We start from the raw sequence: 14888 nt of genomic DNA, 5'->3' as shown, positions 1-14888 counted from the left end.
TCAGTTGGCTTCCTTGACCTTGATTAATTCAGTTAAAGTCTTCAGAGCTTGTCCTCTGTGACTCAGTGAGTTTTTTACGGCCGCCGGCAATTCTGCCGAGGCGCAGTTTTGTCCGGGCACCCAGAACACCGGATCATAGCCGAAACCGTTTTCGCCGACCGCATGGTCTAAAATCCTGCCTTCCCAAACGCCTTGGGCAATGGCAGGACAAGGATCATTCGCATGCGCCATAAATACCATCACACAGATAAAACGCGCTGTACGCAGTTCATCCGGGACGCCTTCAAGTTCCCGAAGCAGCTTATCCAGATTGTCCAGGTCGCTGGCGCCGACTCCGGCGAATCTGGCCGAAATTACGCCCGGCGCGCCATCCAATGCATCAACGACCAAGCCTGAATCATCGGCTATCGCCGGCAATTTGCAATGCAGCGCGGCATTTCTGGCTTTTAGAATGGCATTTTCTACAAATGTAGTGCCGGTTTCTTCCACGTCGACAACATTAAACGCGGATTGCGGAACGATAGGATGATCAGCCAGTATTGCCTGAATTTCCTTGATCTTGCCGAGGTTGCCGCTGGCCAGGACAATCTTAGATAATGTCGAAAAAGTCATTTATGATTTTCTAATGCTAATCTTTGTTTTTCCAGTAGTTTATGAATGCCTATACCTGCCAGCTCCAGCATTGCATCCAGCTCGTCTTTTCTGAACGCATGACCTTCAGCGGTACCCTGCACTTCAATAAACGCACCGGCATCGTTCATTACCACATTCATATCGGTTTCCGCATTGCTGTCCTCGTTATAATCCAGATCCAGCACCGGCACGCCGTTAAAAATGCCCACAGAAACCGATGCAACCTGTCCGTGTAACGGATTGGTCTTGATTTGCTTGCGTTTGAGCATTTTTTGTACCGCCAGCGACAGTGCGACAAAACCGCCGGTAATCGCCGCCGTACGTGTGCCGCCATCCGCCTGCAACACATCGCAATCGACAGTGATGGTGTGTTCGCCCAAGGCCTTTAAATCAACCGCCGCTCTTAGCGAACGGGCAATCAGGCGCTGAATCTCCAGCGTCCGCCCGCCCTGTTTACCGTGGCTGGCTTCGCGACCCATCCGGGTATGGGTCGAACGCGGCAACATACCGTATTCTGCGGTAATCCAGCCTTCGCCTTTGCCTTTAAGAAAGCGCGGGACGCTTCTGTCGACACTGGCAGTGCACAGCACTCGGGTATCGCCGAATTCAACCAGGACAGATCCTTCTGCATGTTTGGTAAAACCGCAGGTAAATTTTATGTCTCTTAGTTGATCCGGGTTACGTCCGCTTGGTCTCATGTATATTCCGATAAAATGAAAACCGCACAGTATACCTGAACGGCGTACTATCCGGCTTTGCAATTTAGAATAATCAATCGCCGGCAAGCGCCCGCTGCAACTCGGCAACCGATTGCGGACGATTTTCCGGCTGCAACGCCATGGCCCAGTCGACGGCTTTTAACAGATGTTCCGGGAATTTTCGTTTAAACGCCTTGACTGCGGGAACCAGCGTGTCCTGCTGCAGTCTGTCCTGTGCCGGAACCGGTATTTTATTCTCCAGGCAATTGCGCATACTCGCGCCCACCGCATAAATATCCGTCCACGGACCCAGTTGCGTACTCAGGTCATGCTGCTCTATCGGCGAAAAACCTTTAGTCAAAATCTTGCTTTGCTTGCCCATATGGGATTTCGGAAAACTCTGGATTGCGCCAAAATCCAGCAATAACGCATCATTGCCCGGCCGCACCAGAATGTTGGAGGGTTTAATATCCAGATGGATAAACTGCTGGCTATGAATGTGACCTAATCCTGCCAATAACGAATTGAACAAGGACAATAAAAAATCTTCGGAAACAGGCAGCGATTTATTGTGTAACAGTTTATCAAGCGTCACGCCGTAGTCATAAGTCATCACCATATAAACGGTGGAGTTGGCTTTAAAAAAACCGACAACCTCGACAATATTAGGATGTTTTAACGTCGATAAAACCTTCGCTTCTTCAAAAAATAATACCCGGCCGCGCTTGAACAAAGCTGCGGCCTCTTCACTGTTGGCGACAACCGCATTGTTCCAGGTTCGGTGGGCAAATTTTCGAGGCAGATATTCTTTAATCGCGACTTGAACCTGATCCGCTATTTGCCTGGCCAGATAAACCGAACTGAAACCGCCGTGCGCCAGTTCACGCTCAATCACATACTGGTCTATAATGGTGCCGGTTTGCAGATAATTCCACTCTTTGGGATAAGTATGCGGATCGTAATATTCAGCCATTGTGTTGTTTGTTTGTACGTGAGCAGCCCGTTAATTATAGGTGAAAAATGATTAGAAGCATGACCGCATTTGCCGGCAACGAAACAGAAATCGGCGACTTGACCATAAGCTGCGAATTGCGCTCAGTCAATCACCGATACTGCGATATTACCTTCAGGCTGCCGGACCGGCTGCGTTTTATTGAAGCCGATCTGCGCTCAGCTATCGCCGCAAAGATCAATCGGGGCAAAGTTGAATGCACGTTGAGCTACAAAAAACAGGTTAAAAACGGACAAAGCTTCATTATTAATACCGATGCGGTAACCACACTGCTTGCCGCAGCTTCCAGCATAGAGCAGCAAATGCTCGCCCCATTATCCTTTTCGGCTCTGGATGTGCTGGCATTTCCCGGTATCCAGCAGGAACCGGATATTGATAAAGAACAGCTTAATCTGGGTATTACAACTCTCGTCGATCAAACGTTAGCACAACTGTTGGAGGCGCGAGAAAGAGAAGGCGCCCAACTTAAATTCCTGATCGAAGAACGTTGCGCAAAAATGCTGGTTTTTGTCGTTTTAGCGGGCAAACGCATGCCGGAAGTATTGTTGCTGATTCGTAATAAACTGAAAGACCGGATTACCGAGCTGGTCGCACAGCCCGATTTTGATCGTCTGGAGCAGGAACTGGTTCTTCTGACTCAAAAACTGGATATCACGGAAGAACTCGATAGGCTGGAAACTCATATTACTGAAGTGTTGCGGGTGCTCAGCCAAAAAGAGCCAGTCGGCAGAAGGCTGGATTTTTTAATGCAGGAGTTGAACCGCGAAGCCAATACCTTAGGCTCTAAATCGACCGATAAGGAAATGACCAAAATAGCCATCGAGCTTAAAGTGCTGATCGAGCAAATGCGAGAACAGATACAAAATATAGAGTAGTGCTTCAAACTACTCTTAAACCCCTCTACAAGCTGCGGACCTCGCGGCTTGCCTTGATTTCCCTAAAGGTAAATTGCCGTAACCAGGCAGTGTGCCGACTGCGGCGTTGTTCATTATTACGCTGATGCGCAGTTCCCATGAACAACAGTGTCAGCAATTGCTTTCATGCTATACTCAAAATCGGTGATAAGTTTATTAACGCTGCGGCAGCCCTTACCATTACCTGCTTGCGGATTGACGCCTAAAAAGAACCCAACTTCATGGCACGCTTAAAAAAAACAAAGGTTATTTGGATAGCTGCCACTGCGTTGGTCTATTACTTTTTAGCCTACTTCGGGATGGCGTTATTTGCCCTTAAGCCAAGTAATATCACATTGCTTTGGCTGCCGTCCGGGATTGCCCTGGTCATGTGTATTCATTGGGGTTATCGAGCTGTCCCTTTCATTGTTCTGGCCAGTTTTGCGGCAAATTTTTCAGGCATGTCCGCACTTTCCGGGTCAGGTCCGTTTTTACATACGATAGTAGCAGCGGTCGCAGACGGCATGGTTGGGATTATAGCCATGCACTGTTTGAAGCATTTCTTACCCAATAGGCTTACACGCACTCATGATCTGGTTCCGTTTGGGTTTTGGGTTTGCATTGTCCCGACTTCAATAACAAGCATCATTCTGTCTATTAATTTGGCTGTCGGCGGTTATATCTCATGGGATGAAACCGAAAAGTTTTTCTTCATGCTGGTGTTGGCCGATAGCCTCGGCATTTTGCTGGTTTACCAAGTTTATCAAGGCTGGCATGATGATGAAAAAATAAGCCAAGCGGAATGGAAGTGGCTGATTGGAGTAACGCTGGCCATGGCCGTCTTATTAATGCTCGGCTTTACGCTATTACCGGGAGCGGTCTTTTTTATCGTGCCGGTATTGTTAGTACTTTCGTTCAATGCGAATTTATTTGGCGTCGCAACGATAAGCTCCTTATCTTTAATGAGCATCATCGTTGCCACCGCGCATAATACCGGTCCGTTCGAAGTAAGCGATCAGGCGGATTCAAATTTTCGACTGATGGCCTTCGTATTTTCGAGCGCGTTGACCATACTCGGAATCGCTTTGCAAAACAGACAGCTGACTTCAATTAAACGCTCCAGTGAGACATGGAAAGATGCTGCTGAACATGATCCTTTGACCGGGCTGATTAACAGGCGCGCTTTTCTACCGCGCTTGCAAAACGAGCATCAGCGTGCTTTACGTACCGGTAATACTTATACTTTTGCAATGCTTGACCTGGATCATTTCAAAGCGATCAATGATGTCTATGGACATCATTGCGGAGATGATGTGTTATGTGCGCTTGCAGCCGTTATGATCGAAAATTGCCGCTCTATCGATGCGGTAGTACGCATGGGGGGTGAAGAATTTGGTATCCTGTTTCCCGAGTGTACCAGCGATGAATCATTAATTGCGCTAGAGCGTATACGCCAGAGATTCGAAAGCAGCTCGGTGAAAGCCGGCGGAAAATTGATTTCCGTCACTGTTAGCATTGGAGTCTCATCGTTAGTAAATTTTCAGGAAAAAGATACTGAAGTGATTGAGCGGGCCGATAGAGCGCTCTACGAGGCCAAAGAGAAAGGACGCAACCAAATAGTGGTAAAGTTTTAAGCTGATAGTTTAAACAACCGGCAGGTATGTTTGAATTCATTGAAACAAGTATTGGATCTTAAAATGGCCGAATTTTGAAACAAGCGATAAGCACGGTGTGTTAGCGGCATGACGGTTTAAATTGCAATTAAATAGAGAATTCCTTATGACCATTCAAGAGGAACGAAAAAGGGAAAACATAATGAAGCCTCCCAACAACTTATATCGATTTTCTCGCAGCCTCTGGCTGACTTTGGCGATGTTTGTCGTTTTCGCCATTCTTTTTGCGATATACGTCCGATCGGAGAAACAGATTGATCGCGCCAATGAGTTGCGGCTTCAATCTTACTTGTTGGCTGACGAATTGCGCCAGTCGTCAGATGATCTTACCCGTATGGTGCGCAGCTATGTCATCACCGGCCGGCTCATTTATAAACAACATTACCAGGAAATCCTCGATATCCGCGACGGCAAGATACCCCGTCCAGTCGATTATCAGAATATTTATTGGGATTTGGTGCTGGCTGATGACCAACGGCCCCGGCCGGACAGCGGACAGAAGATTGCACTGCTGGACCTGATGCGGCAAACCGGTTTTACCGAGGAAGAATTTGCCAAACTGGCAAAAGCCAAGGCCAATTCGGATGAACTCTCCAACGTTGAATTCGCTGCAATGAAGCTGATCGAATCCACTGCCACACCGACCGACATCAATCGCCTCAAGGCAAGCCAAATGTTGCGTGATGCCGCTTATCTTCAAGCCAAGGCTGATATCATGCGGCCGATCAGCGAGCTTTACCAGCTGATGAATCAACGTACCCTGGATGCGGTCCATATTGCAGAGACGAACGCCATGTTTTTGCGCATGGCGTTCGTCTCATCCGGTTTGCTGCTGCTATTCATGCTATCGCGTGCATATCGGGTCTTGCATACCATACTGGGTGCATCGGTGGATGAGCTGTATGGTCGTATTAACTGCATAGGGCGAGGCGATTTTATATCCGTCATTCCTGTCGCACGAGGCATGGAAAACAGCGTGCTGGGCTGGCTGTCGGAAACGCAAACCAAGCTTGCCAGAAATGATGCTCAGCGCAAGGAGGCCGAACTGAGAAATGAGCGCATGACCCAGCTTTATGCCGCATTGAGCCAGTGCAACCAAGCTATTGTGCGCTGCAGTAATGAAGAAGAGCTGTTTGCGCAAATTTGCTGTGATGCGGTGACTTTCGGCGGAATGAAGATGTCATGGATAGGCCTGTTAGACGAGCAAAAACAGCTTAAACCGGTTGCGTCTTACGGCAGCGGCACAGAATACCTGGAAGGGCTTCAAATCTCGGTTGATGAAAATGAAGTGTCCGGGCGAGGCCCAACCGGAACATCTATGCGTGAAAATCGTCCTTTCTGGTGTCAGGACTTTCAGCATGATCCTGCAACGGCACACTGGCACGAGCGCGCTGAAAAGTTCGGTTGGGGAGCATCAGCCGCTCTGCCTTTACACAGAAACAGCGTAGTCGTTGGCGTTTTCACACTTTATTCCTCCGAGATCAATGCTTTTGATCAAGCCGCACGCAACCTGCTGGTTGAAATGGCGATGGATATCGACTATGCGCTGAACAGCTTTGAGCGCGAGGCGCAGCGGAAGCAGGCCGAAAGTTCACTGGCAGATTCACATCGCCTGCTTAAAATGATTATCGACACCGCGCCGATACGTGTTTTCTGGAAAGATACGGAATTACGTTATATGGGCTGTAATCCGGCTTTTGCCAAAGATGCCGGAGAAGTTTCAGCGCAGGATATCATCGGCAAAGATGACTATCAGTTGGCCTGGAAAGAGCAGGCCGAAGATTATCGAGCCGATGACCGGCGGGTCATGGATTCAAATATTCCTAAGCTTGGGTTTGAAGAGCAGCAGACCACATTGGACGGAAGCAACATCTGGCTACGTACATCCAAAGTGCCGCTTCAGAATGAGGCTAACGAAACTATCGGTATATTAGGTATATATGACGATATAACCGAGCAAAAACATATTGAGGAACGAATTCATTATCTGGCGAATTTCGATCCGCTGACCGGCTTGCCGAACCGCACCCAACTGAACGATCATCTTGAATATGCCCTCGGTTTGGCGAAGCGCAGCAACGGGCATTTGGCGCTCATGTTTCTCGATCTCGACCATTTCAAAGATATCAATGATTCGCTCGGTCATAGCATCGGCGATGCATTGTTGATTGAGCTGGCGAAGCGTTTGCGTCTGGTGCTGAGAACAGAGGACATGGTGACACGTTTGGGCGGTGACGAATTTATTTTGTTATTGCCGGGGATCGATGCCGTCGGTGCCGGGCGTGTGGCGCAAAAGTTACTGGATGCCATTGCGGAGTCTTATTGGATCGAACTCTATGATTTGGCTCTGACGGCGTCGATCGGTATTGCGCTCTACCCGGAAGACGGCGGCGATCTGGAAACTCTCTCCAAGTGCGCAGATGCAGCTATGTACCGCGCCAAACAGGAAGGCCGCCAATGCTATCGTTTCTTTACCCAGGAAATGCAAGGGCGTTCGGCACGCAACCTGCAATTGGTGAATGCGCTGCATCATGCACTGGAACGTAATCAATTATATATCCATTACCAGCCGCAAGTGGCCATGCAAGACCGCCATGTCATTGGGGCCGAGGCCTTACTACGCTGGCAACATCCTGAACTGGGCATGGTGTCTCCGGCAGAATTTATTCCAGTTGCGGAAAGCAGTGGGTTGATCCTGCCGATCGGCGAATGGGTATTAAGGTGCGCCGTGCGGCAGGCAAAAGCCTGGGTGGATGATGGTTTCGGTCCATTGATTATGGCAGTAAACCTGTCCGCGGTGCAGTTCCGTCATCCCGATTTGCCCGAGCTGGTGACTCGCATCCTTGATGAGGAAGGTTTGCCTCCCGAGTATCTGGAGCTGGAGCTGACCGAAAGCGTGGCGATGCACAACCCGCAAGATGCGATCGAGATAATGAACAATTTACATGAGCGCGGTATTCGTATGTCGATTGATGACTTCGGTACCGGCTATTCATCGCTGAGTTATCTGAAGAAATTCAAGGTGTATAAGCTCAAGATCGACCAGTCCTTTGTCCGCGATATCAGCACCGACCCGGAAGACAAGGCTATCGTCAGCGCCATTATTAATTTGGCGAAGAGCCTCGGCCTGCAAACCATTGCCGAAGGCGTGGAAACCTCAGGGCAGCTGGCGTTCCTGCGTGATCAGGAGTGTGACGAGATGCAGGGTTATCTGTTCAGCAAACCGGTACCGGCTAAGCAGTTTGAAGCATTATTGAAGCAGGGCTTTGTTGTCTGATCAGACAACAAAGTCTATTTGCCGGCCATGACGCATAAATCTTAAGGATAAAAGCGCATTCCGTATTGACGTTGAAAGGATACTGAAAGGTTACAATGGTAAACTGATGTGCCGAAACGATTTTGAAGCGGGCATGAACAGGCTTGGTTTGCAGGCGCTTACATTTTGCAGTCTGCCATGATCGGTAAAAACTATTTATAGTTTACAATTGCTAACCTTTGAAACGACCAGACAATAGAGCATAAGGAATACTATAACCATGGGGATACTCAGTATATTGCTCTGGACTCCGGCTGCCGGAGTTTTGCTTCTGGCCTTAACTCCGGGCCAGCACATTCAGCTAATCCGCTATATCGCAAATCTGTTTACCACTATCGCTTTTTTATTGGTCTGCTGGTTACTTAGCATTTATGACGCGCACGATGCGGAGTTGCAGTTTAATGAATATTTTCCGCTTAATCCGAAGTTAGGCAGTGCTTATGCGTTGGGCATAGACGGTTTATCGATGCCGATGCTGGTGCTGGCGACCTTACTGACGTCGATAGCCTTGCTGGCCTCATTTACCGTGTCCAGTAGCGTCAAGGGCTATCATATTTGCATACTGTTGCTTGAATTCGGGATGCTGGGTGTGTTTTTGGCTCAGGATTGGGCATTGTTCTATATCTTCTGGGAAGTCACTTTAATTCCCCTGTTTTTCCTGATTGGCCGCTGGGGCGGCAAACGGCGGCACACGGCCAGTTTAAATTTTGTACTGTACACGATGGGCGGCTCGATTTTTATGCTGATCAGCCTGTTGGCGATCAGTCAGTACGATCTTGAACACGGCGGCTCTTTAATGTCTTCGATGCATCAGGCGGCGCAAGACATGCCACGGGTTGAGCAGGTTTTAGTGCTGCTGGGTTTTGTGATCGGTTTCGGCGTAAAAATGCCGATTTTTCCGTTGCACGGCTGGTTACCGCTGGCTCATGTCGAAGCGCCCAGTCCGGTCAGTATTTTGCTGTCCGGCATTTTGCTGAAAATGGGTGCTTACGGTTTGATCAGGGCGGTGGTAATGCTGCCTGAGGCTGCAAAACTACTGCAACCGTTCCTGATTTTCCTGGGATTGTTCGGCATGCTTTATGGAGGCCTGTTGGCCTGGCGGCAAAGCGATCTTAAAGCCATGGTTGCCTATTCTTCAATCAGCCATATGGGTGTTGTCTTGCTGGGCATCGCAACCTTGAACCAGATCGGCATTACCGGCGCAGTTCTGCAAATGACCGCACACGGCCTGATTGCCGGGGCGCTGTTTCTGCTGGTCGGTCTGTTGTATGAGCGCACCCACACCCGCAACATCCAGGATTACAGTTCGTTGATTCAGGTGATGCCGCGTTTTGCGCTGTTCATGACCTTAACCTTGTTGGCGGCGATGGGACTGCCGGGCTCGGTCGGTTTTATTGCCGAACTGCATACGCTGATTGGCGGCTATAGTTCATTAACCGGCGTCGGGCTCGGCATGGGCCTGATGGTGTTTTTCAGCATCAGCATTTTAATCGGAGCCGCCTACGCGCTGCGTACGATCAACTTGTTATTTACCGGGCCGGTAAAGCCGCAGATGCGGCAGATTGAAGACTTGAGAGCGCCGGAATTACTGGCTGCCGGAATACTGGTTGGGGGTGTTGTGCTGTTCGGCCTGTTGCCCGGCCCGCTGCTTGATTTATCCGCAGCCACGATCAGCCAGATGAACGGCGTGATCAGTCAACGGATTTTGTAGGAATTAGCCATGCAAGAGTCGTCTTTAGCATTACGCGAGCAAATCATCTCAGCGCTGAACCATCTGGATCACGTCCTGCCCGGGCAGGCGCCGATCCTCGATTTCGTACATCATAATACCTTGCATGGCTTCCAGCATCTGCCGTTTGACGAGGCTCTGGCGGCATTCGAGGCATTAACAGGCATTTGCTGTTATCTTCCCGAAGCGCAAAACCGGAGCTTTTATCGACAGGGCCGGATTAACGACAGCGATTTGTCCGCCGCATTTGCACAATGCCCGGACTTGCAGGCCGAGCAAATCGTTTGTAGCTTAAAAGGCAGAAGCCTCACTAGGCAGGATATTTACCGCATTGCACTGTTATTCGATCTGTCGGCGGTTAGCGTTAGTCAACTGAATTGGCAAATAGAAGAATTGGCGGCATTGGAGGCAGTGCAAGCCGATGTGCCCGAGCAGCTCCGGCAGCGATTCCAGGCAAATGGCGCTAATGTAATCCGGCCGTTATGGGAAAGTATTTTAACCAAGCTCGGTCTGGAGCAGGCGGCTTTGCATCCGGAAAACATGCTGGATCTATCGCAGGAACAGGCGGAAGACTGGTTGGCGCAAGCTCAGCAAAATGTCAATGTGGGAGCGGCTTCAGTCGCGACTGAAGTCGCTCCCACAACACATCAGCAAATGCGGCAACAGGCAGGCGTGGCACTGGATGAATTGCATGGACAAGTGGGCGGCAGCATCAGCTTGCGCGGTTTCATCCTGGCACTGACCGGCACAGACATACTCGATTTCATCCGGCCGCAGCTGATACGCTTTTGCGCATCAGGGCTGGATGAAGGCGTAGCGGCATGGCAGTTACCTGAGCGCAGCCGGTTAGGTCTTTATGCCGCCTGGCGGACAACGGTGCAGTATGACGCCAATCCTTTTTTACATGAATTGCGCGACTGGCAACAGATTATTGCCGAGTTATCCGAAGACCCGGTCGATACCATCATCCTGCAACTCGGTCACCTGGAAATACCGCAAACGCAGTGGGAAGACTATCTTCGCCGACTGGCTCTGGAAATACCCGGTTGGTCGGGGCTGATCAACTGGCGGCAGCATCACCTCAACTACCATACCGCCAATGACGCGAAGCCGACGCTGGCCGATTATCTAGCTATCCGCCTGACTTTGGACCGACTCTGGCTGAACCAGATTTGCCGCGATACCTGGAAAATCGAAGCCAAGCTCAGCTCAATCCACGGTTATTTTCGCAAAAACCTGTCGGAATTTATGGTGCGCAGTCGCCTGTATCAGGGCGATTTGCCGGAATATCTGGCTCACCGGGCGGAATCGCTGACCTTACATGCCGGTTCCGAGCGCTATGCCCGTAGCGACTGGCAGCAACTGGCCGACCTGATTTGTACTTGGCTGTGCAGTCCACTGGCGGACAAACAATCCGCCCACTCGCCGCAGAACAGCGGTTGGCGCTTGTTTCGGCTATGTCAGCATTTGGGGCTTAATGCCGCAGAACTGCAACAACTGGATGCCGATGATTTGCAAGCCATGTTGACTGTGCTGGATGAATTCAGCCTGACCGAGCGCAGCAAAGTCTGGCTGATCGCTTACGAGCATCATTATCGGGAGAGTTTTTTTCAGGCAATACGCGCCAACCATGAGCGCGGTCGCTGGGCTAAACGGCCGCAACGTCCCGACTCGCAAATCATCTTCTGTATGGATGACCGTGAAGAAGGTTTTCGCCGCCATCTTGAAGAACTGAATCCCGCTATTGAAACGCTGGGCGCAGCCGGTTTCTTCGGTGTTGCGATGTATTACAAGGGTCTGGACGACAGCAAAGTAACGCCGCTGTGTCCGGTAGTGGTGACGCCTGCGCACGAAGTCCGGGAAGCTCCCGTTGACGCTCTTCGCCAGCCTCCAGCAGCAGGGCTGGCATTGCTCAAGCATAACCGTGGCCTTAAGTTGACCCGCTGGTTTGCCAACCAGCTGCATCAAGGCTTACGCCGCAACCTGCTGTTGTCGCATCCGATTATCGATGCGATTGCGCCGGTCGCCCTGGCCGGATTACTGGCTAAATCGCTGTTTCCAAAATCCCAGCAAAGCCTGGTTTCCGGCATAGCAAGGTTAGTTAAACCGGAGGTTAAAACGCAATTGCAATTTACGTCGACGGATACTTCGACGCTTGCAACGCCCGAGCGTCCCAAGCTGGGCTTTACCGATAGCGAACAGGCAGACCGGGTTGCAGGGTTTTTGCGTAATACCGGCCTGACCTACGGCTTTTCGGAACTGATCGTGTTGATGGGACACGGTTCGATCAGCCAGAATAATCCGCATTTGGCGGCTTACGACTGCGGCGCTTGTAGCGGTCGGCACGGCGGACCCAATGCGAGAGTGTTTGCGGCGATGGCCAATCGCCCTGAAATACGCGGATTGTTAGCGGAACGCGGCATTAATATCCCGTCCGATACCTGGTTTATCGGCGCTGAGCATAACACCTGCAATGAACAAATCAGCTGGTACGACCTGGATCAGGTTCCGGGCGTACGGCTGGACAGGCTAAAAAAATTACAGCAGGAATTGCAGCATGCCCGGCAGATGTCGGCGCACGAGCGTTGCCGCCGATTGGCTTCGGCGCCGCGTAACCCGATGCCTGAACAGGCGCTGGCGCATATTGAACAGCGCGCCGCGGATTTCTCACAAGCACGGCCTGAACTCGGCCACGCTACCAATGCCGCTGCTGTTATAGGCCGTCGTTCTTTAACACAAGGTGCGTTTTTTGACCGCAGGGCGTTTTTGATTTCCTACGATCCGACCCAGGATCCGGAAGGTAACGTGCTGGAAGGTATTTTGCTGAATGTCGCCCCGGTCGGCGCGGGCATTAACCTGGAATATTATTTTTCCACCGTCAATAACGAGCGTTTTGGCTGCGGTTCAAAAGTGCCGCATAACGTCACCGGTTTTTTTGGCGTCATGGAAGGCGCGAGCAGCGATTTACGCACCGGATTGCCGAAACAAATGATTGAAATCCATGAGCCGATGCGCTTGCAGATTCTGGTCGAAGCCAAAACATCGGTGTTGGAGCAAATTTATCATCGTCAGGAATCTATACGGGAGCTGGTAGCTGGCGGTTGGGTGCATCTGGGAGCTAAAGACCCGGATAGTGGCGAAATTTACCTGTTCCAGGCAGCCCCTTCGACAGATTCAGGACAAGTGCAAGGATTCGTGCGTTGGCAATCTAAATCAAAAGACCTGCCGGTTCGCGATAACTCACCGGATTGTTACCGGGATCAAACCCTGCCGGTAGCGCCGGTATTGATCAAACAAGTCCAGGACAGGCCTGAACAGTTTGGAGTCGTTTAATGGATGCCTTAGTCGTTTTAATCCCGTTAATGCCGCTGATCTCTGCTTTGGTTATCGGCATCGGCCATCTGTTTGGCGCAATAAGTGGCGAACAAAGCGAAACCGTGACCGCCGACATTGCAAGCTGGACCGTTTTTATGTCCAGCCTGCTGGCCCTGACTTTGCTGGGTGCCGACTTGCTGGGCAAGAATACCGGCTCATACAATGTAGGGCATTGGCTGGACAGCGAGATGCTGAATATCCAGATGAACTTTATCACCACCGGTTTTAATGTCCGTCTGGCGGCGCTGTTTTCAGTGCTGTTAGCTATCGTCGTCCATTTTTCGATTAACTATATGCACCGGGAAGCCGGTTATCACCGGTTCTTTTTTATCCTGAGCCTGTTTGCTTCGGCAATACTGCTGCTGGTGCTGGCGGGTAACGTGGTCGGCACTTTTATAGGCTGGGAAATTGCCGGATTATGTTCCTATTTTTTAATAGCCTACGCTTATGACCGGCCTGTTGCCGCCGCAAATGCGACGCGGGTTTTTGTTACCAATCGTATCGGCGATGCCGGATTTATTTTGGGCGTGGGTTTGAGCTATGCCTGGGTTGATAGCGTTAACTGGGGCGCTATCAATGCAGCCTCTGCACAGCTGACTCCAGGCGAAGCCGCCGCGATTGCGCTGTGCTTTGCGGTAGCCGCTTTTGCCAAGTCTGCTCAGCTGCCGTTCACTCCCTGGCTGGCGCGGGCAATGGAAGGACCTACGCCGTCCAGTGCGGTATTTTACGGTGCCGTTATGGTACATGCCGGTGTCTATCTGGTTATTTTGCTAAGACCGGTTTTCGAACAAGCGCCATTGGCCATGGCGGTTGTCGCTGTCGTGGGCCTGATGACGGCCGTTTATAGTTATGTGGTCGGGCTGACCCAGACCGATGTTAAAAGCTCGTTGATTTTTGCGACATCCGGCCAATTGGGTTTGATGTTTCTGGAATGCGGCCTGGGATTTTGGCAATTGGCCGGCTGGCATCTTTGCGCTCATGCTGTGGTGAGGGGCTATCAATTCCTGACTGCGCCGTCGCTGATGCATAATATGCAGGGTAATTATAGAGAGACTTCGCGGCGTAAAGCTTCCGCTCATGCTCAAGCCTACCACCTACGTCGTGTAGGGGACGTCCCAGCTTGGGTTTATGTCGCTTCTTTGCAGCGTTTCTGGCTGGACCAGATTACCGATTGGGCGCTGGTCAAACCGGTACGCGGCCTGGCGCATGACCTCAGCTATTTTGACGATCATATCGTCGACCGGGTCATGGGGATTCCGGCTCCGGCAATCCGGGCAATATCGTCGCTGGCGCAACTGGAAGAGCGGATGATTGGCGCGCAATTGGATAATGACTCCGATAAATTTGCCCAAGGCAGCGGTTTGGCAGGAAAGCTCACCGAATGGATGGCGGCCGTGCTGCACTGGTTCGAGGATCGTTTTGTATTGCGCGGCATCGGCAAAAATGCAATCAATTACGGCCGGGAGCTTGGACATATTGCCAACAAGTTTGAACAATCAGTACTCAGACCCCGCTATCTGGTATTGTTTGTGTTTATAACATTGCTAGTCGCATTTTGA

General features: G+C 50.8%; 9 protein-coding genes. 6 read left to right on the top strand and 3 right to left on the bottom strand.

The features are described 5' to 3' along the window. The 3 genes from rdgB to V7051_RS03160 all read right to left on the bottom strand — a co-directional run bounded on the left by rdgB (position 1) and on the right by V7051_RS03160 (position 2304). Positions 1–612, bottom strand: coding sequence for an RdgB/HAM1 family non-canonical purine NTP pyrophosphatase (gene rdgB, locus V7051_RS03170; protein WP_333873441.1), 612 nt, complete (start codon positions 610–612; stop codon positions 1–3). Beyond that, positions 609–1331 (bottom strand): ribonuclease PH, encoded by a 723-nt coding sequence (gene rph / locus V7051_RS03165; RefSeq protein WP_333873440.1) that lies wholly within the window; start codon positions 1329–1331, stop codon positions 609–611. Before rph ends, rdgB begins: the two co-directional genes overlap by 4 nt. 73 nt (positions 1332–1404) lie before the next feature. Then, entirely contained in the window at positions 1405–2304 is a 900-nt protein-coding gene (locus tag V7051_RS03160; protein WP_333873439.1) for a serine/threonine protein kinase, read from the bottom strand. Positions 2305–2351: 47 nt separating this feature from the next. Here V7051_RS03160 and V7051_RS03155 point away from each other — a divergent pair, with 47 nt between their 5' ends. The 6 genes from V7051_RS03155 (at position 2352) to V7051_RS03130 (ending at position 14888) form a co-directional block, all read left to right on the top strand. Beyond that, the gene (locus V7051_RS03155; RefSeq protein ID WP_333873438.1) at positions 2352–3218 is read left to right on the top strand and encodes a YicC/YloC family endoribonuclease; all 867 of its coding nucleotides are present in this window, start codon (positions 2352–2354) and stop codon (positions 3216–3218) included. Positions 3219–3478: 260 nt separating this feature from the next. Then, positions 3479–4870 (top strand): sensor domain-containing diguanylate cyclase, encoded by a 1392-nt coding sequence (locus V7051_RS03150; protein WP_333873437.1) that lies wholly within the window; start codon positions 3479–3481, stop codon positions 4868–4870. A gap of 181 nt (positions 4871–5051) precedes the next feature. Further along, complete coding sequence (locus V7051_RS03145; protein WP_333873436.1) at positions 5052–8186, top strand: EAL domain-containing protein; 3135 nt, start codon at positions 5052–5054, stop codon at positions 8184–8186. 259 nt (positions 8187–8445) lie between these two features. After that, entirely contained in the window at positions 8446–9936 is a 1491-nt protein-coding gene (locus V7051_RS03140; protein WP_333873435.1) for a complex I subunit 4 family protein, read from the top strand. A gap of 9 nt (positions 9937–9945) precedes the next feature. Then, positions 9946–13287, top strand: a complete 3342-nt coding sequence (locus V7051_RS03135) for a DUF2309 domain-containing protein (protein ID WP_333873434.1) — start codon at positions 9946–9948, stop codon at positions 13285–13287. Next, positions 13287–14888, top strand: a complete 1602-nt coding sequence (locus V7051_RS03130; protein ID WP_333873433.1) for an NADH-quinone oxidoreductase subunit 5 family protein — start codon at positions 13287–13289, stop codon at positions 14886–14888. Before V7051_RS03135 ends, V7051_RS03130 begins: the two co-directional genes overlap by 1 nt.

Source organism: Methylobacter sp., assembly GCF_036845245.1.
GTDB lineage: Bacteria > Pseudomonadota > Gammaproteobacteria > Methylococcales > Methylomonadaceae > Methylobacter_A.
Note: the sequence above shows the minus strand (reverse complement) of the source record. Positions and strands in the feature narration are given on the sequence as shown.

Bases quoted from the DNA above. Each gene is read 5' to 3' on its own strand.
- V7051_RS03135 (WP_333873434.1), top strand. From the start codon at position 9,946: ATGCAAGAGTCGTCTTTAGCATTACGCGAGCAAATCATCTCAGCGCTG.
- V7051_RS03140 (WP_333873435.1), top strand. From the start codon at position 8,446: ATGGGGATACTCAGTATATTGCTCTGGACTCCGGCTGCCGGAGTTTTG.
- rph (WP_333873440.1), bottom strand. From the start codon at position 1,331: ATGAGACCAAGCGGACGTAACCCGGATCAACTAAGAGACATAAAATTT.
- V7051_RS03145 (WP_333873436.1), top strand. From the start codon at position 5,052: ATGAAGCCTCCCAACAACTTATATCGATTTTCTCGCAGCCTCTGGCTG.
- V7051_RS03150 (WP_333873437.1), top strand. From the start codon at position 3,479: ATGGCACGCTTAAAAAAAACAAAGGTTATTTGGATAGCTGCCACTGCG.
- V7051_RS03160 (WP_333873439.1), bottom strand. From the start codon at position 2,304: ATGGCTGAATATTACGATCCGCATACTTATCCCAAAGAGTGGAATTAT.
- V7051_RS03130 (WP_333873433.1), top strand. From the start codon at position 13,287: ATGGATGCCTTAGTCGTTTTAATCCCGTTAATGCCGCTGATCTCTGCT.
- V7051_RS03155 (WP_333873438.1), top strand. From the start codon at position 2,352: ATGATTAGAAGCATGACCGCATTTGCCGGCAACGAAACAGAAATCGGC.
- rdgB (WP_333873441.1), bottom strand. From the start codon at position 612: ATGACTTTTTCGACATTATCTAAGATTGTCCTGGCCAGCGGCAACCTC.